The organism is Roseivirga sp. AWQ4_251 (genome assembly GCF_056158225.1).
This window is the reverse complement of record NZ_JBSWSW010000001.1, coordinates 823,450-844,003: the sequence shown is the minus strand read 5'-3', so window position 1 is coordinate 844,003 and position 20,554 is coordinate 823,450. Positions and strand designations below refer to the sequence as shown.

Below are 20,554 nucleotides of genomic sequence, written 5' to 3'. Positions count from 1 at the left end.
ATGGAATCAGAAGATTTACAAATTGGCGTTAGCCTTATCAGAAAAGACTTTCAGTTAGAACCTGACGAATGGACTGTTTCGAAGCAGGAAAATCAACACGAAGTATTTGATAAGTTGAAAAAGCTAGTTTCTCATTTACTGAGTTGGGATTTTGGTCGTTTGTTGAACGCCCTATATCGAATCGATATTCCTGAACAGAAATTCAAAGAAGCTTTAGCCCAAGCTGATGATCCTTCAGAAACTATTGCCCAGCTTATTTGGCAAAGGGAACTTCAAAAAGTGGAAACCCGAAAAAAATACAGCCAACAACAGTCTTTCTAATTCCTGGGAAACAAGAATTCTCGATACAAAATAAAGAGGCTCTGAAAAATTTCAGAGCCTCTCGTTTTTGATTTGGTTAAGGGTAATATCTTATTCTCTTCCTCTTCTGATTTGCTGATAAGGGAATACAACTGGCGATTCGTTGCCATCTTTGCTAACGGCAGCTACTCCAAAATAGAAATTATCTATTACGATTCCTTCAAGTGTATATTCGTTTACTCCGCTCACAAACTTCGAGTAATCCCAAGTCGGAGAAGTTGTGAGTCTCCAGTAAATCTTATAGCCAGCAATGTTCTTATCGTTTGATTCCTTCCATTGCAAGGTGGTTGAAGGCTGAACAGCTCCTCCAATTCTTACATCTTCAGGAACTTTAGGTCCCCAAGCCAATCCAGCTAAAGAAATTGCGTTTACAGCTGTAAGCTTTTTAGCATAACCGAAGTTTACACCTTCAATTACATCACCATATTTGATTCCATTTTCTTCCCTTATATCTTGGTGCTGGCGGTTATAATTTTCATGCGCCTCCATAATTCTCACACCTGCAAAACCTAAATCGTTGAAAGGTCTGTGATGTCCTCCTCTTCCGAATCTATCCAATCTGTAGATCATCATAGGATTCATTTCCGGCATATAAGTCTGCACTTGATGATGAATAAATCTGGCCAACTGACGAGAATTCCCATCTACTTCACCACCCGTAAATCTTCGGGCAGATCTGGCTCTATCATCTTCGTTGGCAGGTGTCGGCTCAGAGAAAATTCTGAAGCTACGATTATCAATTACACCATCAACACCTTCGATATTTCCGATCATATCGTTGTTCAAAACGCCAACAATATCCCAATTGTGCTCCTGCGCATATTTTGCCAATCCAGTTCCACCAAAAAGCCCTTGCTCTTCACCTGATAGACCTACGAAAGCAATGCTATGCTTAAATTTGTATTTTGAAAGAACACGAGCCGCTTCAATGGTTCCGGCCATCCCCGAAGCGTTGTCATTGGCTCCTGGAGCATCAATTTCGAAATTCATGGTATTTGAAGCACGAGAATCAATATCACCAGACATAATCGCATAGCTATCCGGATAGTCGGTACCTTTCAAAACGGCAACCACATTTACCACCCAAGCATCATGAGGAACTCGAGTTCCAGGTTTTTTCTCAACGAAATCCTTTTGATAGAAAACGTTCAAGCAGTTTCCACATTCTTTGGATATCTTTTCAAATTCAGCTTTTATCCATCTTCTTGCAGCACCAATGCCTCTGGTATTTGATACAGTATCGGAAAATGTGTTTCTGGTTCCGAAGCTCACTAACTTTCTAATATCCGCCTCAATTCTATCGGCAGAAACAGCTTCAACAATATCATACATTCTGGTGTCAACCTGCGGAGGAGTTTGACTTTCTTGAGCATAAACTTGAGCACTCAATAGGCCCAAGCAAGCCATCGTCATAAACTTATTTCTAATCTTCATATGTCAGTTTTGTTAGGTCAGGAATATAGACATAGAAGCCTATGGAATGAAAGCATTAATTGACCAATGGAGAAATTCAGCTGTGGAAACGCTCTTCGAAACACTTGCTGAAATAATGAAAATTTTTCTTCAAATACAGTAAGGGAGAAGGTCGAGGATTGCTGTTTATACGTATGTAAGCTTGCAACTAAAAATTTATTTCAAGTAGAACGCAACATATTTGGCATAAAGGTTGTCTAAGCTTTTAAGTACCCCAAATTAGGATAAATGAAAACGAAAACATTACTATTCACAGCAGCAATCGTTGCCACAGGCATCGGAATAGCAAGCTTGGCAAGTAAAAAAATTACACTGCCAAAACGCAAAAAGAGCACTACATAAGGTTCGACATTGAACTTTATCAGTTCATAAAAACTGTTAAAACGTACGGCCTCGGTTTTACCGGGGCTTTTTAGTTTCTAAACTTTGCTATTTTAGCGATCAAATTAATTTTATGAGGCAACTTTTACTTTCTGCTATATTCTTTTTGATCTTAAGCCAAAGTGGTTTCGCTCAAGAAAAGGAAAGTCATCTTTTTCAAGATCCAAGGCGATATATAGATACGGCTGTCAACTATATGAATCAGGATAAATACCTTGAAGCAGACAAGTATTTCATGGTAGCTCTCGATAAAATCAATGTGCTTTCTGCCGATTTCTGCTATTACTTTGGAAAGAATTCTTTCTTCCTAAATAAATACAGCCAAAGTATAGATTGGCTCAGCAAATATTTGGAACTGAAGGGTTCAAGAGGTCAGTATTCCGAAGAAGTTATTGCCTTATTGAATAAGGCGGAAGAAGAATTCAGAAAGAATCGCTCTACAGGTCAGTCCGTAGATATAAACACAAAATTCTTTTACCTTAATACCATCAAGTGTAAACCCGATGAAAAAATCCTCTGCCCCGTATGCAAAGGTGACGACATTATTACTTCTATGGACAAGCTTGGTGAGCCTATCTACAAAACTTGTCCTTATTCACATAATGGAGTGCTGAGTTGTCAAGATTTTAACCTTTTGGTTCAAGGTAAATTGAAACCGAAAAACAAGTAAATCGCTTATGGCATTCCTAAAGAAAGTTCATCATATCGCTATCATTTGTTCTGATTATGAGCTTTCCAAAACCTTTTATACTCAAATTCTTGGCTTAGAAATTATAGCCGAAGTTTACAGAGAAGAAAGGCAATCCTACAAACTGGATTTGGCTTTAAACGGGAATTACATTATTGAGCTTTTCTCTTTTCCTGAACCGCCTAAAAGAGTTTCTAGGCCTGAAGCTGCAGGACTGAGACATTTAGCATTTGAAGTTGATAACATTCAGGAAAGCATAGACTTTCTTCAGAAGCATGGAGTAAAAACAGAACCCATTCGAATAGATGAATTTACTGGAAAAAGGTTCACATTTTTCAGCGATCCCGATGGGCTTCCTTTAGAGCTTTATGAAAAGGCATGAGCCTTCTATAACTTCTCTAATACCTTTCTGATAAGTGTATCTACGGTTTTTTCTGGAAAACTACTGAAGGTTTGATTTGCTCTATTAGCAATTAAAGCATTGAAACTAACCATATCATGGTCCAGCATTTTGGCCATAGCATAATATCCGGCAGTTTCCATTTCAAAATTGGTAAACTGACCCAGGCTCGATGAAATCTCTCTCAGGTCTTCCAAATAATTAGGGAAAGACGGTTTGAGACGTACCTCCCGCGACTGAGGAGCATAAAACCCAGGCGCAGTGACTGTGATTCCCTGAAACCAATCTTCACTACCAAAATGCTTTAGTAAACGAAAAGAAGCTTCTGCTAAATAAGGTTTAAAAGGAAGCCCTAAAGCGCGTTGTACTTTATTGGCCAGTACCTCACATTCTTGTGTGTTCTGCCATTGGTAAAAAGTCATCAAGGTGTCCATACCCAAGGCGGCACTCGACATTAAAAAACTATCGAGAGGAATTTCCGGACGCATACAACCGGAAGTACCAATGCGAATTATCCGTAGACTTTTAAGATTTTGCTTAACCTTTCGCGTGGCAAAATCTACATTGACCAAAGCATCGAGTTCAGTCATTAAAAGTTCAACATTGTCGGTACCCATTCCTGAACTTATCACCGAAATCGGCTTTCCATTCAACATTCCGGTATGTGTAACCAATTCCCGATGGCTGACCTGATAATCAATACGATCGAAGTACATACTGACTTTGGGTACACGATTAGGATCTCCAACTACAATAATTGTATCGGCAATCATTTCTGGCTTCAGCCGTAAATGAAAAACCGATCCATCTTCATTGATTATCAGTTCAAACTCGGGAATTCTTCCTTTTTCCATTTAATCCAACTTTGCTGGCTCGCGTTTTACGCCCTTAAATGGGTTGTAATGGTTTGTATTTTTCTGATAATAACCTGTTCCGTCATAAGGTCTTCTTTCAGGATTCTGGCGGCATTCTTCAGAGCAGCAACCATCCATAAGCCAACCCGCTTCCTCTGACATAGCAATATGCGCATTGCATTGAGGATTAGCACAGTTCACCATTCTATCGGTAGGCACACCAGTGATATGGCATCTAGAAACCACACTTGGGTTTACAGTATTGACATCGGCAACTATGCGATTATCGAAAACATAACATTTGCCTTCGAAGTCTTCCCCACCTTCTTCAATTCCATATTTAATGATTCCGCCATGCAATTGATAAACATTCTCAAAGCCTTGTTCAATCAAATAAGCGCTTGCTTTCTCGCATTTGATTCCACCTGTGCAGTAAGTCACCACCTTTTTATTCTTAAGTGAATCCAATTCCTTCACTTTCTCTGGGAAATCCCTGAAGTTATGAATGTCTAATGTAATGGCATTTTTGAACCGGCCAACGTTGTGCTCATAATCGCTACGCACATCCAAAATCACGGTATCTTCTGGTTGATTTCGAAGAATCTCTTTGAATTCACTCGGTTCAACATAAGTACCTGTCCTTTCTCTTGGGTTGATGTGCTTCAAACTTGAGTGAACGATTTCAGGCTTTACCCTAACATGAAGTTTAGCGAAAGCCATTTTTTCGTGAGCCTCAACTTTGAATTCCGTATCGGCAAAACGTGCATCGGAACGTACATAATCCATGTACTTCTCACAGTCTTCTTTTAATCCAGAAACCGTTCCGTTAAGCCCTTCGGGTGAAATAATGATTCTTCCTCTTAGGTTATTCTCTAAACAAAAAAGGTGATGATCTTCCCTGTATGCTTCAAAATCCTCGATTTTGGCATAGCAGTAATAAAGTAAAATTGAATATTGCTTTTCCATATTTCCTGCCCTATTTCTTGTAGGGTGAATTATTTCAGCTGTTTTTATTTTAAGGTAGAACTTCTACCTCATGAAAAGAAAGTCTTATACTTCTTTGGCGGGATTACCAAACACAGTAGCTCCGCTTTTGACCTCCGCAATTACTACAGAACCAGCACCAATTCTGGCGTTTTTACCAATCTTAACACCAGGCACAACGGTAACTCCCGAACCGATGAACACATTGTCGCCAATTTCTGCCTCGCTTCCTACTACACTACCGGCACCCACCTGTACTAAATCGCCAAGCTTCGCACTGTAATCCACAGTAGCATTGGTATTTAAAATGCAGTGATTTCCCACCTTCGCATTAGAACCAACCACTACCCCACTGTTAATGAAATTTCCGTGACCAATATGAGCCGATGGAGCAATTTCGGTATTGCTATGAATGGCATTAACAGGCATTTTCTTCCTGCGCTCCATCATTAACTTCACCAAACCTTTTCGAAGGTCTCTATCGTCTACGGCTATAAAGCCTTCACATTTCTTTCCTATCAACTTCAGAAAACCATCATCATCAGTTTTTCCTAAAACCGTGACTTCATTGATTTCCTGGCCATGCTTCGATGCATCATCATCCAAAAAACCATACACCACAATATCGTTACTTTCGAAGATTTCGTGGGCGGCTCTTGCCAATTCATTTGCTCCAAATATGATTACAGGATTGTCCATAGCATTTTCTTTTCGGGCGGCAAAGTTACGCTATTTTCAACGATTTTTCTAAGTATTCGCCTTTGATGGACTTCTTACCAAAGCAATTCCAATATTACATTCTATACATCGCTTTGGCTTGCAATAGTGGTTATAAAGATGAATCAATCCTTGGCTGTCGAAAGCGGAAGAAACATTCCAACCTAACTCTTTCCAGTTTTCAGTAATGTGATTGTGCTCAGCTTTAATGTGCGTGAGCAAACCTAGTGCACGATCTAAATATTTCGGATCATCTTTATGTTTGGCAAGAGCGGCTAAAAAAGGAACCGTAGTATTGATGATCAAATTTTCCCTTGATGCTTTACTGATGCCATTGAGCCTTTTATGAGATTCCTTATCCACGGCATAATGCTTACACCAATACTCCGACTGGAGCACATCCAATTCAGCTATCGCAATTTTAGAATCGTCCATTTCTGAGAAAAAGCTGAAAACATGTGGTTGTGTCACCAATAAAGCTGCCATTTGAGCTATTCTCACAGTAGGATAATTAGAGGGCCTGACTTTCGAGAAGTGCCATTGATTATAACCCACTTTTTGTTTCAATCCATACTTTGCTTTTAGAAAACCATACTCTTTCTGAAGCTTGTATGGATATTCATCTTTTACTTCAACATCTAGAAAACCGGCTTGTCCGAAAAGTAAGGCCTCAATTTGAAAAAGTTGATTGCTATGTTTCAACAGTATTTTCAAGGGAACACTTTCGGCCAGAAGTTGCATGTTATCGGCATTAGTTTTAAAGCCAAACCCTCTTGCCAACCATTGAAAAGCTGCATTCTCCCAGTCGTTTCTGTTTTGTTCTAAAATCTGAAAGAAAATAGCTGATTTTATTTCGAGTCTTTCTACCAAAACCTTTTCTAACATAGAAAGGCGAGTAATGCTCTTTACTTGTTGAATATGGTTAGCACAATGAATTGTCTCAACATTATCAACCAGCCCTTGGTAACGCTGAAGAACACCGGGTTTCACCAATCCCTTTAATTCCAACGTAGGAATCGGCAATCCATCGGCATTAAGAATATCTCGATCGTTTTCCCATACAACATGTAGAATAACATTGCCGTAATTAGGATCATTCTGATGACCATGAGAGAGCCATTCAGAAGTTTTGGTGTGGATTTCGATGGAACCATGCCATTCCATTTCCCCAAAATAAATGGTAGCTTCTTTGAAATCGGGGCCAGCCAAGTGGTTTTGAAAACCCGGATTGGAAACAGAAAGCTCTTGTCCAGTACTTGTTTTTAGCAGTGAAGCATTAAAATATTGGTAGCGCCAAATGAAATGTATAAATGATTCGGATAACATTAAGAAGTTTTTACACTTCTTAAATTACAAATATTCATTTAAATATTTACTCATCTCAACTTGAAGCTCTTTTGCCTTACCAGCTGCTACTTGAGCGAAGTCTTCATTAGAGGAAGCATAAATAATACCGCGGCTAGAATTCACCAACAAACCGCAATGACTATTCATGCCGTTTTTAGATACTTCTTCCAAACTTCCTCCCTGCGCGCCAACGCCTGGCACCAAAAGAAAATGATCAGGGACAATGCTTCTGATTTTTGCAAAAGCTTCAGGACGCGTAGCACCCACCACATACATCAATTGATCCACAGAACCCCATTCTTGACTTTTGCGGAGAACTTCTTCAAACAGCTCTCCTCCTTGTCTCAATTCCAAATTCTGAAAATCCTTTCCTCCTATATTCGAAGTAAGCGCCAACAAAATCACCCACTTGTTTTCAAACTCAAGAAAAGGTTTTACGGAATCTTCGCCCATGTAAGGCGCCACAGTTACCGCATCGCAGTTCATATTTTCGAAGAAAGCACGAGCATACATTTTGGATGTATTACCTATGTCTCCTCTTTTGGCATCCGCCAAAATAAAAATGTCCTTAGGTATGTAATTGATGGTTTTTTCGAGGCTTTGCCAGCCCTTTACGCCATCAGCCTCATAAAAGGCTATATTAGGTTTATAGGCCACTGCGTATTCTGCAGTGGCATCAATAATTTGCTTGTTGAATTCGAAAACCGGGTCTTCGGTGTCGAGTAAATGCTGGGGGATTTTTTTGATATCAGTATCTAATCCCACACAGAGATAAGATTCCTTTTTTCGGATTTGCCCGAAGAGTTCTTCTCTTGTCATTTAGTTTCTGTAGTCTTCTACATGTTGCACTGGGTACTTCTCCTTATCAAATTCAAAGAAGCCTTCTGCATAAGTTTTATTCGGTTTGAAATTGGCCACTTCAAAAGAAGTTTTAATACCATCGTAGTCAATTAAATCCCACGCCTTTAGATAGCTGGTAGATTTATCGATGTACATAACGATGTTTGTGAAATCGCTGTCTTCATCAGTTGAAACCAACTCAATCACATCAACCAATGTTCCATTCAGGTTTTCTGAACGTTTGTATTTGTAAGTAAAACCTTCTTTATAAATGTCGTAAATGTTGGTTGGGTTAATCATGGTTTCTTCGGGCTCAAAATTGGTAATAGTCAATTCTTGAGATTCCACCAAGTATGTCCAAAGAACTGGGCCGTTGCAGAAAATGTACTGATCTCTAAACTTGATCATAAACTTTTCTTTTGAAACAGCTGCTGAACCAGAAAAGCGATCAAGCACTTCTGATTCGCTCAATACTTTTTGTACAAATTCAATTTCAAAGCCTGGCATGGCTTTATAAGTGGCGCTCATTTTATCTAAAATGGCTTTTGGATCCTGCCCTTTCACTTCGGTTAGCGTAGCACTAACCAACATCATCATCAAAAATCCTAGTATTCTTTTCATTGTATGTTATCTAACGGAATTAGTTATTGTCCAAATTATTCAATAACTGTTCCAAACTATATTCGTCAGGGATTAGTACGTCCCTTGCTTTACTACCTTCAAATGGCCCAACCACTCCAGCGGCCTCCAACTGATCGATGATTCGCCCTGCCCGGTTGTACCCTAATTTCAGTTTTCGCTGAATCAAAGAAGTACTTCCCTGCTGATGAGCGACAATCAAACGGGCCGCTTCATTAAACATTGCATCACGATCCGATAAATCCACATCTGACTTGCTACTATCCCCTTCATCTCCAGAGAATTCAGGCAACACATAAGCAGAATCGTAACCTCTCTGCGAACCAATAAAGTCACAAATGTCGTCTACTTCTGGCGTATCTACAAATGCGCATTGTATCCTGGTCATTTCAGAACCCATTGAAAGCAACATATCACCTTGTCCAATCAATTGGTCAGCTCCGCCAGCATCCAAAATGGTCCTTGAGTTAATTTTGGATGTTACTCTAAACGAAAGCCTAGCGGGGAAGTTCGCCTTAATAATACCCGTAATTACATTTACAGATGGCCTTTGTGTGGCCACAACCAAGTGAATACCAATTGCCCTTGCCAGCTGAGCCAAACGTGCAATCGGGGTTTCAACTTCCTTACCAGCCGTCATCATCAAATCGGCCAACTCATCGATAACCAAAACGATATAAGGTAAATATCTATGGCCTTTCTCTGGATTCAGTTTACGATCGATAAACTTCTGATTGTATTCTTTGATATTTCTACAGGCCGCATCTTTTAAAAGATCATAACGCTGATCCATTTCTATACAAAGTGAATTGAGCGTATAGATTACTTTTTTGGTATCGGTAATAATAGCCTCATCACCATCGGGCAACATGGCTAAATAATGGCGTTCAATCTTATTATAAATGGTCAATTCCACCTTTTTCGGATCCACCAAAACAAACTTAAGTTGAGAAGGGTGTTTCTTATAAAGCAAACTGGTGAGAATGGCATTCAAACCAACTGACTTTCCTTGACCTGTAGCACCTGCCATTAACAAGTGAGGCATTTTGGCCAAATCGGTAACGAAAACCTCATTAGAAATGGTTTTACCCAAAGCGATAGGTAAGGCTTTATCACTATTCATGAATTTATCGGTAGAAATCACCGATCTCATGGAAACCATCTCTTTATTGGTATTAGGCACTTCGATACCTATCGTTCCTTTTCCTGGAATAGGCGCAATAATCCTGATTCCCAATGCAGCCAAACTAAGCGCAATATCATCTTCAAGATTCTTGATTTTTGAGATCTTAACGCCAGCCTCTGGAATAATTTCGTAAAGCGTTACAGTAGGGCCAATTGTAGCTTTAATGCTTGAAATACCAATTTTAAAATTGGTAAGTGTCTCTACAATCTTATCCTTATTAGCTTGTAATTCCTCTTTAGTTACTTGAATTTTCCCAGTGGAATATTCCTTCAACAAATCGATAGTTGGGTACTGGTATTTTGGCAAATCCAAAGTTGGATCGTAGTGACCAGCCTTTTCCACCAACTTTTCAGGAGTGTTATTTATTTCTACTTCAAAGGCTAAATCCTCTTTAGGTTCAGGCTTTTCAATAGGTCGATTTTCTCTGGGAGTTTCTAGAATAAGTTCTTCTGGCTCATCCTCCACAAAATTGCTATTGTCAATTTCAAGCTCTAATTCAGCTGGCTTTTCCTTGGCAACCTCGACTTTCTTTTCTTCTGCTTCGGTATTTAAAGTAACCACCCAGTTTTCGAGATTCTCTTCAGATAATTCATCTTCTTCATCGGATTCTTGCTCTTCAACTTCCTCTGAAGAACTGCTTGCTCTCACCACCTCGCGGGTTTCTGTAACTACCGTTTTCTTTTCTTCAGAAGAAGGCAACACATCGGCCATCGCATTCTTTATTGAGAAAATATGACGTATATCGAAGAAGAAAATTATGAAGACTAAAAGCGTAAAAACCAAGAACAATATGGTTCCGAAGCCCATTAGATTATCAAAAACTTCAGCCAATTGATACCCTAAACCACCGCTGTAGAAACTCCATTCTGAAACACCAGAGCCACCTTTGATCATAGACCCCATTAAAAGGCTAATCCATAGCAAAAAGAAAACAACAAAGGCGAATGCCCGCTGAATATTAATAAGCGCTTTGCCGAATACAACTCTGTAGCCGACTACAAAAAGAAAAGGAGGAATAAGAAAAGCAGCAATTCCGAACCATTTGAAAATCAAATAATGTGAGGTATATGCGCCCCAAAGTTTCATCCAGTTGGCTGCTTCTCTGCCCGAGGCTACAACTCCCGTTTCTGAAATGGATTCAACAACACTTTGATCTGCTTTTCCTGTAAACAAATAGCTGACACAGGCCACAAACACGAACACCGCGGAAAGCAAAAGGAATAAACCTACGGTAAGCTGAAATCTGCGGTCTTTCAGAAACTTGAATTGAAATTTCCCTTTCAAGCTAAATCCGGCAGACTTCTTTTTCTTCTCTTGTTTGGTGTTTTTAAATGTATTGGACTTGTAGGTGTTTTTGGCCATGAAAAAAGTTCTTCCCTTTTAGTACGAAATTAACTGAATTTTACGAATCACTGCGATGGATATCCGAAAACATCTGGCAATCACTTGCCCTTTTTCCAATTTAAAATCTCTTGGTTGATTTTTTTCACCATAGCCGGGCCTTCATATATAAATCCAGAATATACCTGAACCAAAGTGGCTCCAGCTTCCAATTTTTCTATGGCATCTTTACCGGTGTTAATTCCGCCAACCCCAATGATTGGGAAAGCGCCACCAGATTTTTGATGCAAATATCGAATCACTTCGGTAGAACGTTCGCGCACAGCTTTTCCGCTTAAACCACCCGCACCAATTTTTTCAACTTTCGATTTTTCTGTTTTCAAACCTTCTCTGGAAATTGTAGTGTTGGTTGCGATTACGCCATCAATTTTGGTTTCTTCTACAATCTCAATAATGTCATCCAATTGCTCATTGGTTAAATCTGGAGCGATTTTCAGAAGGATTGGCTTCTTGATTTGCTTTAAACGATTAGCCGCTTCCAAAGCAGCCAAAAGTAACTTTAAAGGTTCCTTTTCTTGTAAAGCGCGAAGGTTTGGAGTGTTTGGCGAACTCACATTTACCACAAAATAATCTACATGAGGAAAAAGTGCTTCGAAAGCCATCATGTAATCATTTACGGCTTCTTCATTCGGAGTCACTTTGTTTTTGCCAATATTACCACCAATAAGAACTGGCGTTTTCTTTTCTTTTAAACGTTCAATAGCCGCTTCAACACCTTGATTATTGAAACCCATTCGGTTAATCAAACTTTGATCCTTTGGCAGCCTGAACAATCGTGGTTTTGGATTTCCGTCCTGCCCTTTAGGAGTTAGAGTGCCTATTTCAATAAAACCAAAGCCGAAAGCGGAAAGCTCGTCAAACAAGAGCGCATCTTTATCGAAACCTGCAGCCAAACCCACTGGATTTTTAAATTTCAAGCCAAAGGCTTCAACCTCTAAGGCTTCGTCTTCAAAACAATACATTGATTTGGCAATGGCAGCTGCCCCAGGGATTTTAAAAAGTCGCTTTATCCAACCAAAAGTAAAATAATGCGCTTTTTCAGGAGACTTTGTGAAGAGAAACGGACGAATGATTGATTTATACAAGGCTTAAAATTTTGGCAAAAGTACGGCTTCAAAAAGGAAGATGAAAGGAAAGCCAAAGATCGGTTTTGATTAAAACCAAATTAGCTGATTACGAGCCTCAAATGCCTTTTTGCTTACCTCAATTTAAGCTGAGATATTTTAGCCACTCATCGGCTGTAAACCCACTGAAATTCCTCACGAACATAACATAAGAAGGTTTGAAAGGTTTGTTTTTTAATCGCATTCCTGCTTCTTCAGGCGTTTTGTCTCCTTTTACAGAATTGCATCGCTTACAGGCAGTTACCAAATTTTGCCAAGTAGAAGCTCCTCCTTTCGATTTTGGAAGCACATGATCGATGGTTAACTCTTTTTTACTTCCGCAGTATTGGCACTGCTGAGAATCTCGTTTGAAAACATTTTGGCGCGAAAGAATTACGCTCTTGAAGGGGATGTAGATGTATTTCTGAAGCCGAATTACAGACGGCATGGGGTAAACCGAAGATACGGTTCGGATATTTTTGTTCGGACTTTTATGGACCATTTCTGCCTTGTTCAAAAAAATAAGCAGAAAGGCCCGTTCCGCGGAACAGACCGTAAGCGGACTATAATCTTGGTTTAACACTAAAACTCGGTTGTTCATGAGTAATCTCTATGTATACGTTTGATTTTAAACAAATTATGCGAATATGTTTGTTGATCGTTTGCGAAAATCCCTTGTCCATCCAACGTGTCAATGCGTACTTTTCCTGAAGCATGAATCACTTCATTTTTTGAAAGCACAATTCCAACATGATTCATTTTACCTTCCTTATTGGTAAAAAAGGCTAAATCGCCAGGCATGGCATCCACAAACTTCACTTCTTTTCCTTTAGCAATTTGATCTTTGGAATCTCTTGGCAATTGATAGCCTGCCATTCTGAAAACCACTTGCGTAAACCCAGAACAATCTATACCGAACGAAGAACGGCCTCCCCATAAATAAGGCACATTAAGGTACTTTTTCGCTTGGTTCAGCATTTGTTCGGAATTCCACTTTTGGTGAAGACTTTTTGATTCACCTTTAAAAGCTAATTTTTGCTGATCTTCAAACAAAGGATTATTCAAAATAGGAAGAACGGCCCCCATGGTAATGTGGATCACGCTTTTACCGTATAGTATTTCAGAAGTGAAATCAGTACATATTTTATATTCCAAATCGCTCACCTGAGCGAAGTAGGCTTCTGAAATTTCAGCATGCTGCTTTACATCAATCCAGCCTTCGTAATGATCAAAAGCCAACTCTATTTTAAGCCACTTTTTGTCTTTAGAAAGCTCTAAAACCGTGTAATGTTCCCCGAAAAGAAGTTGGGAAATCATTTCGGCAGCATCGCTGGCAGCAGCCCTAATGGGCACAATACTCAAGCGTGAAATTCCGTAGGCGATCGGTTCCATTAATATCTTGCGCGTTCTAAATCTCGTTTAACGTCTTTTTCTTTGATCGAATCTCTTTTATCGAAGAGCTTCTTACCCTTTGCCAAAGCAATTTCCAGTTTAGCGAATCCCCTATCGTTGATAAACAAACGCGTTGGAACAATAGCCAGGCCTTTTTCTTCCAATTTAGATTCCAGTTTGGCCAATTCTTTTTTGTTCAAAAGCAGCTTTCTCTCTCTGTCAATTTCATGATTTTTAAAACTGGCTTCCGTAAACTGAGAAATGTGCATTTGTTTAATATACAATTCCCCATTTTTAAAAAAGCAATAAGCCTCTTGCAACTGAGCTTTGCCTTCGCGAATGGATTTTATTTCCGTTCCCCTCAGCTGCATGCCCGCTACGTATTTATCCAGAAAGGAATATTCGTGACTAGCCTTTCGGTTCTTGATATTTATGTTGTTCGAAAATCGACTTTTATCCTTCGCCATCTATCTTTCTAAACTAGTAAAAATTTGATTCAACTTACTCTTCTTCAATATTTTCTGGCCTGTAAGGCCATTTGCCACTATCCTATCTCCTTGTTTAACCTCGATTTGGCAAATGATTTCGTTGCCATTTTGTTCAATAAGTTTGGCAGCAAAAATCAACAAGGCCTTGGGCAATGCCGGAGAAACGTGTTCTATTTCCAGCTTGGTTCCAATGCCCTCTTCATCTTCTTCTTTCATTTCTAAAGCAAACAAACGAGAACTCCATTCCATTTCTCTAGCCAAAGCAAAAGTGCTCATAACCTGATGCACTGTTCCTGAATCAAAACTTGCAAAGTCAGACGCTTTAACTTCGTATTGATGCTTTCGAATGGAACCTATTTCAATGTTATTCTTCATTCAACCGTTTCATTTTTACCTGAACCAATTCTGAATGCGCCTTTTCATACTTTCCTTTATAATCTTTCAATTTGCTTCTTAAAGATTTTATAGAATCGTTTTGCTGTTGAATGTATAAGTCAGACTTGATTTTCAACTTCTCTTCAGCAGTAAGTTTGTCTTTCTTATTGATCTCTATTTTAAGTTCCAGTTCAGCTTTTTTTCTTTGCTTAAACTGATTTTGAACTTCGGTTTTTAGAACCTCAATTTCCTTTTCTAACAATTGAATGTGCCTTTTGGCAATCTCCAACTTCTCAAAATCCGATCTCATGCTAACTAAAATTTCATACGAGGCAAAGCACTTACTTCTTGCCCTACAAACTCTCCTGCCAAATATTTATAATGAGCTGCCATGGCAATCATGCCAGCATTATCTGTACAATATTCAAAAGCGGGAATAAATACTTTCCAACCCTCCTTTTCTGCCATTTGATTTAGCCCTTTTCTCAAACCACTATTGGCCGAAACGCCACCTGCAACCGCAATGTTTTTAATTTTAAACTGCCTCGCTGCTTTTCGCAGTTTTTGTAGCAACATTTCTACGAGTGTGTACTGAATACTTGCACAAATATCGTCCATGTTGTTTTCAATAAATTTCTCGTCTTTTTTCAGTTCGTCTTTCAGAAAATAAAGAATGCCCGTTTTTATTCCACTGAAAGAATATTCCAAACCTGGCATTTCGGTTTGGGGTAAAGAAAAACGAAGAGGATCGCCCAACTGTGCGTGTTTGTCAACTAATGGCCCACCCGGATAACCCAAACCCAACATTTTTGCAGCCTTATCGAAAGCTTCACCAACCGCATCATCTCGTGTTTCTCCAACAATTTCCATGTCTAGATAGTCTTTAACCAAAACAATCTGAGTATGGCCACCACTTACGGTAAGACATAAGAAAGGAAAACTTGGTTTTGGATCGTCAATAAAATGAGCAAGAATATGAGCCTGCATATGGTTCACTTCTATCAAAGGAATATCCAAAGCCAAGGCCATAGATTTAGCGAAAGAAGTACCAACCAAAAGCGCTCCCATAAGGCCAGGCCCGCGGGTAAATGCAATGGCCGAAAGATCGGCTTTATCAATGGCAGCATTTTTGAGCGCTTGATCTACAACTGGCACTATGTTTTGCTGATGAGCTCGCGAAGCCAACTCAGGTACTACGCCTCCATAATTTGTGTGGACTGATTGCGTTGCGATTATATTATTAAGTATTTTGCCGTTATCGGCTATTGCTGCAGAAGTTTCATCGCATGAAGACTCTAAAGCCAAGATTTTGATTTCGGAGGTGGGCATTGAGTGAGAAAATTAAAAGATCGCAAGTTATTAAAAAACGCATTGTCAAGTCAATTTTGTGGCTAGTGCTCAGCCCCATTATTCTATTATTTGTAGTTATTGGACTTATTCATCTTCCTCCTGTCCAAAATTACATTGCCAATGAGCTTACAGATTACCTTACAGAGAACACTGGGTATCAATCAGAAATAGATTATATCAACATTCGGTGGTTCAATTCTGTGGCCATTGATGGACTCACAGTTTATGATCATGATCATAACAAAATGATTCATGTTCGAGAAGTTGTGGCTTCTTTTAAACTTAAAGAATTGCTCCAACAAAATAACGTTGTGGTTAGAGAGGCTTGGCTGAATAAAGCTTCTGTGAACTTAAGAGATGAAGACGGAGCTAGCTTAAACATTGATGGCTGGGTTACTGAAATCACAAACCTTTTCAGCAGCGGAGGAAGCACTTCCACCGAACCCAGTATTTTCACCATCGATAAAGTGAGCTTGGTCAATTCTGATTTCAGCCTTTCAGATTCCAGAAAAGACACAATCCAGGATGGTTTTGACTACAATCACTTCAAGCTTATCAATCTAAAGGCAGACATTATGAACCTTAAATCGGTTCGCGATACCTTTTCAATCGATGTTGAATATCTTACAGCTGAAGATTCCCTTTCTGGCTTAAAGGTCGATCAACTGAAAACGTTTTTCAAAACCTCCCAAACGGGAATGGCCTTTACCAATTTGGATTTAAAAATGGGAAATACAGAAATACGTGACTCTGTGGTTTTCACATTTGAATCACCAACTGCCATGAGTGAATTCATTACAGACGTTCACATGGATCTTAAGTTAAAAAACACGCATTTACACACACGGGAGCTGAGCTATTTTGTACCTGAATTCAAAAAATATAAACAGTTAATCACCATTGACGGCTACTTCAATGGAAGTGTCAATAGCTTTGAGTTAGATCATTTTATGATTGCCTTTGGGCAAGATTCCCGCCTAAGCGGAAAATTAGACATTGAAGGTTTACCGAATATTGACGAAACGATTTTCGATATAGACCTAGACGATTCTTACTTAAAGGCTACAGATTTAAGGCAGTTTATTGACGAACGAACCTTCCGAATAACGAATAAATTCGGACGTATCAGTTTAAATGGCCAATACGATGGACTTGTAAACGACTTTGTAGCCGATGGCGACTTCGAAACAAAGATTGGCGGCATAAGTTCGAATACCCAAATTACACTTCCGAAAAACGGACTTCCCTCATACAGCGGAGCTTTGACGCTAAGAAATTTCGACATTGGGGTTTTAACTGAAGATGCGACTTTTCAAAAAGTAAATTTGAAAGGAAGTGTAGAAGGTGAAGGCTTCACCATTGAAAATGCAAATTTCAAGCTGGATGCTAACATCAGCAAAATTGGAATTTTGGGTTATAACTATGTAAACATCACTACAGACGGAAAATTTGCTCAGTCTTTCTTTAATGGAGAAATCGAAGTTGACGACCCAAATCTGATCTTCAATGCTGCCGGATCTGTAGATTTAAGAGACAACCGAAAGATTTTCAATATTGATGGAAGGCTTTCGAAAGCAGACCTTAAAACCACTCACCTTACCAAAGACGAACTTTTTCTAGCCAGCGATTTCAACCTAGATTTTGAAGGCATTAAGCTTGATAGTTTACTCGGAAACTTCAACCTCACCGACACTTACCTTGAATACAATGGTCAAGATATTCTGATCGATTCCGTTTATTTCTCTTCCAGAAGAAGCAACCAGCAACGTTCCGTAAGCTTTAATTCAGACTACTTTGACGTTCACATGGATGGAAACTTTGAGTTCTCCGATTTGCTCGATGAAATTGGAAACATCAATGAACAATATCGATTGGTTTTTTCAAGTAGAACCAACGAGCTCAACAGTTTTCTGGTCGATCATGGTCGATCTAAAAACCCTTTCGATATCACATATACCGCTGACTTACCCAACATTACGCCAATCATTAACCTTTTCGACACGGCTATTTATGTGGGAAAAAACGCTTCGATCAGTGGGCGGTTTACCAATAGCCAATCTGAAGATTTTCAGCTCAATTTAAAAGTGGACACGCTTCAATATGCGAAAGCTACATTTCTGAATAACGAGTTAGACATTAATGCCAACAGTTTAAGAGACCCAAGCAAAGTTCTCGCTTTGGGTTACCTGTATTCTGAAAAGCAGATTTACTCCAACACTTCAGAAACCAATTCACTGACGTTAGATGCCGTTTGGGATGGAAAACGAATTGAATTACGCCAAAACTTGGAGCAAGAGTCCAGCGGCAATTATGCTGAAATTGGTGGTGGTATCGACTTCTTTGATAACCGCACGGAGCTTAGGTTTGAAAAGTCGAACATCATTGTTTTGGGTGAAACCTGGAGCATTACCGAGGATAACGTCATCGTATTTGGCGAAGAAAACATCTCTGTTGAAAATTTAGATATCTATAACGATAACCAATCGATTAAGCTAGATGGAAACATTTCCGTAAGCCAAGACAGTACGCAATCTTTAAGAATTGCTTTTACTGATGTTCAAGTTGAAAACTTCAATTCACTTACCCTCAAGAAATATTCTGGCCAAATTAACGGTTCGGTAAGTGCTCAGAATTTATTGAAATCCCCTCTTCTTTTTGGCGATGTAAACATTAGCACTTTTAAAATTGACGAATTTCTGGTTGGCGATGTAAGTGGAGCTTTACTTTGGGATGATGCACGTAAAAAGTTTGATTTGAATTTTACAGTCGATCGACTAAACAAACGCATTATCAGTTTGGATGGCGACTTTTATCCGTCCCGAAACACCAACCAATTGGATTTAGACCTATCGCTCAATCAAGCGAATCTAAATATTGCAGAGCCTTATATAGAAGATTACTTTACTGAAATCGCAGGAACGGTTAGCGGCAAAATGACCATTGGCGGAACAACTAGCGATCCTGTCATCAAAGGTTCTGGCAGAATTTCGGATGGCGGCATTAAAATCAACTATTTAAACACCAATTACACCTTTGAAGGTGACGTTCGGCTCGACAAAGATTTGATTTCGCTTCCACAGATTGACTTCGAAGATATTAATGGCAATCCAGCGGTTTTTAGTGGAGAAGTAAGGCACAAATCATTTAGGGATATGAGTTTGAATTTAGATGGTCAAGTCACCAATTTTCAGGTACTGAACACCACCTTCAACGATAGTGATTTGTACTACGGAAATGCCTTTGCTTCTGGTACAGTTGGCCTTAAAGGAGCCGCTAGTAATCTCACTATCAATGCCGATGTTTCAACAAGGCCAAACACAAAAATCTACATTCCGATTTCTGAAAATGACGATTTGGGAGAAGTGGATTACATCACGTTTATCGATAGAACTGACACAGCGCAAACCACACCAACAAACCAAGATGAGGTTGAAAAAATAAAGATCGAAGGGCTTAAACTGGATTTGAACATCAATGTAACGCCAGACGCTTACACTGAAATTATTATTGACCCTAAAACGGGAGACATTATTAGAGGGCGAGGGAATGGTCAATTGAGGCTTCAAATCGATACTCAAGGTGACTTTCAAATGACAGGCGGATTGAACATTACTGAAGGTGCTTATAACTTCTCCCTTTATAACATCATCACCAAAGAGTTTGATATTGAGCAACCTAGCCGCATTACTTGGTATGGCGATCCGTATGCAGGAGTTATGAATATTAATGCTTCTTATTCGCAAACTACTTCTTTGGATCCTGTTATGTCACAAGCCGGCCTTGCTAACCCAGCAGGTTCTTCAAGTAGTGGAAGACGTTATCCTACCAAGGTATTGCTGAATTTGGAAGGCCCCCTGCTTTCTCCTCAGATTAATTTCGACATTGACTTTTCGCAAGTAACTACCCAAGATTTTCAGCTTCAAACAGCTTTAACGGCTTTCAAAAATAGAATTAGTAGCGATGAGCAAGAGCTAAACCGCCAAGTGCTCAGTTTGATTGTACTGAACCGTTTCTCAGTCACAGGCGACTTCAGTATTGGAGGAAGAAGCGCCACTCAAAACGTGAGCCAGCTCCTTTCTAACCAATTAAGCCAGCTTGTTGCTCAGTTAGATGAAAACTTAGAGATCAACTTTGATTTGGCCGATTTGAGCACAAATGCGTTCAATACATTCCAGTTGAGACTTTCCTACACCTTCTTAAACGGAAGGTTAAGAATTACAAGAGAAGGTGGTTTAACCAATCAATCCTCGCAAGTAATTTCTAACCAAGTAGACATTAATAGTATTGCAGGTGACTGGACCGCAGAATACCTTTTGACTTCCGATGGAAAATATAAAGTGAAGGTGTATTCCAGAAATAATTATGACTTGGCTCGCTCTCTCAGTTCTACCAGTGGAACGCACCAAACTACAGGAGCCAGCTTAACGCAATCCTCTAGTTTTAATACACTTAGAGAGTTTTTTACAGGATTTGAAGACAAGAGAAAAAAGAGGAAGAATAAGAAAAAAGAGGAAGATCAAGGAGAAGCAAACGACTCGACTTCACAAATTTCTAACCGTGGCATAAACTAAAAGCT

19 protein-coding genes are annotated in these 20,554 nt (G+C 39.4%); 4 read left to right on the top strand and 15 right to left on the bottom strand.

All coding sequences use genetic code 11. The annotated features are described in order from the left end of the window. Positions 1–321 carry a hypothetical protein gene (locus ACXACJ_RS03875; RefSeq protein WP_475132958.1) on the top strand — a complete coding sequence of 107 codons (321 nt, stop codon included), beginning with the start codon at positions 1–3 and terminating at the stop codon, positions 319–321. 90 nt (positions 322–411) lie between these two features. Here ACXACJ_RS03875 and ACXACJ_RS03870 read toward each other — a convergent pair whose 3' ends face one another. After that, on the bottom strand, positions 412–1,794 hold the full coding sequence (locus ACXACJ_RS03870) for a M28 family peptidase (RefSeq protein ID WP_475132957.1): 1,383 nt from the start codon (positions 1,792–1,794) through the stop codon (positions 412–414). A gap of 493 nt (positions 1,795–2,287) precedes the next feature. Here ACXACJ_RS03870 and ACXACJ_RS03865 point away from each other — a divergent pair, with 493 nt between their 5' ends. Next, positions 2,288–2,884 (top strand): hypothetical protein, encoded by a 597-nt coding sequence (locus tag ACXACJ_RS03865; protein ID WP_475132956.1) that lies wholly within the window; start codon positions 2,288–2,290, stop codon positions 2,882–2,884. A 7-nt stretch (positions 2,885–2,891) separates the two neighbouring features. Then, complete coding sequence (gloA2, locus tag ACXACJ_RS03860) at positions 2,892–3,284, top strand: SMU1112c/YaeR family gloxylase I-like metalloprotein (RefSeq protein ID WP_475132955.1); 393 nt, start codon at positions 2,892–2,894, stop codon at positions 3,282–3,284. 5 nt (positions 3,285–3,289) lie between these two features. Here the strand turns inward: gloA2 and ACXACJ_RS03855 are convergent, their stop codons facing one another. From ACXACJ_RS03855 to tsaD, 14 genes are all read right to left on the bottom strand, one after another. Further along, positions 3,290–4,156, bottom strand: coding sequence for a nucleoside phosphorylase (locus ACXACJ_RS03855; RefSeq protein ID WP_475132954.1), 867 nt, complete (start codon positions 4,154–4,156; stop codon positions 3,290–3,292). Next, on the bottom strand, positions 4,157–5,122 hold the full coding sequence (gene trhO / locus ACXACJ_RS03850; RefSeq protein ID WP_475132953.1) for an oxygen-dependent tRNA uridine(34) hydroxylase TrhO: 966 nt from the start codon (positions 5,120–5,122) through the stop codon (positions 4,157–4,159). It abuts the gene before it with no gap. 84 nt (positions 5,123–5,206) lie between these two features. Further along, complete coding sequence (locus tag ACXACJ_RS03845; protein ID WP_475132952.1) at positions 5,207–5,839, bottom strand: acetyltransferase; 633 nt, start codon at positions 5,837–5,839, stop codon at positions 5,207–5,209. A gap of 48 nt (positions 5,840–5,887) precedes the next feature. Continuing rightward, positions 5,888–7,183, bottom strand: a complete 1,296-nt coding sequence (locus ACXACJ_RS03840; RefSeq protein ID WP_475132951.1) for a DUF2851 family protein — start codon at positions 7,181–7,183, stop codon at positions 5,888–5,890. Between the two features lie 24 nt (positions 7,184–7,207). After that, positions 7,208–8,023 (bottom strand): orotidine-5'-phosphate decarboxylase, encoded by an 816-nt coding sequence (pyrF, locus tag ACXACJ_RS03835; protein ID WP_475132950.1) that lies wholly within the window; start codon positions 8,021–8,023, stop codon positions 7,208–7,210. Next, positions 8,024–8,665 (bottom strand): outer membrane lipoprotein periplasmic chaperone LolA1, encoded by a 642-nt coding sequence (lolA1, locus tag ACXACJ_RS03830; RefSeq protein WP_475132949.1) that lies wholly within the window; start codon positions 8,663–8,665, stop codon positions 8,024–8,026. A 19-nt stretch (positions 8,666–8,684) separates the two neighbouring features. After that, positions 8,685–11,231 (bottom strand): FtsK/SpoIIIE family DNA translocase, encoded by a 2,547-nt coding sequence (locus ACXACJ_RS03825; protein WP_475132948.1) that lies wholly within the window; start codon positions 11,229–11,231, stop codon positions 8,685–8,687. A gap of 80 nt (positions 11,232–11,311) precedes the next feature. Continuing rightward, entirely contained in the window at positions 11,312–12,355 is a 1,044-nt protein-coding gene (locus tag ACXACJ_RS03820) for a quinone-dependent dihydroorotate dehydrogenase (protein WP_475132947.1), read from the bottom strand. Between the two features lie 118 nt (positions 12,356–12,473). After that, entirely contained in the window at positions 12,474–12,875 is a 402-nt protein-coding gene (locus tag ACXACJ_RS03815) for an HNH endonuclease (protein ID WP_475132946.1), read from the bottom strand. A 95-nt stretch (positions 12,876–12,970) separates the two neighbouring features. Then, complete coding sequence (locus ACXACJ_RS03810; RefSeq protein WP_475132945.1) at positions 12,971–13,765, bottom strand: C40 family peptidase; 795 nt, start codon at positions 13,763–13,765, stop codon at positions 12,971–12,973. Next, on the bottom strand, positions 13,765–14,232 hold the full coding sequence (gene smpB / locus ACXACJ_RS03805) for an SsrA-binding protein SmpB (protein WP_475132944.1): 468 nt from the start codon (positions 14,230–14,232) through the stop codon (positions 13,765–13,767). Before smpB ends, ACXACJ_RS03810 begins: the two co-directional genes overlap by 1 nt. Beyond that, positions 14,233–14,628 carry a thioesterase family protein gene (locus ACXACJ_RS03800; protein WP_475132943.1) on the bottom strand — a complete coding sequence of 132 codons (396 nt, stop codon included), beginning with the start codon at positions 14,626–14,628 and terminating at the stop codon, positions 14,233–14,235. After that, positions 14,618–14,938, bottom strand: a complete 321-nt coding sequence (locus ACXACJ_RS03795; RefSeq protein WP_475132942.1) for a hypothetical protein — start codon at positions 14,936–14,938, stop codon at positions 14,618–14,620. The genes ACXACJ_RS03800 and ACXACJ_RS03795 overlap by 11 nt, the downstream gene beginning before the upstream one ends. Positions 14,939–14,943: 5 nt before the next feature. Continuing rightward, complete coding sequence (tsaD, locus tag ACXACJ_RS03790; protein WP_475132941.1) at positions 14,944–15,957, bottom strand: tRNA (adenosine(37)-N6)-threonylcarbamoyltransferase complex transferase subunit TsaD; 1,014 nt, start codon at positions 15,955–15,957, stop codon at positions 14,944–14,946. A gap of 65 nt (positions 15,958–16,022) precedes the next feature. On the opposite strand from tsaD, the gene ACXACJ_RS03785 reads away from it, so the two are divergent. Next, a complete protein-coding gene (locus ACXACJ_RS03785) occupies positions 16,023–20,549 on the top strand; it encodes a translocation/assembly module TamB domain-containing protein (protein WP_475132940.1) in 4,527 nt (1,508 codons plus the stop codon). The last annotated feature ends 5 nt before the right edge of the window (positions 20,550–20,554 follow it).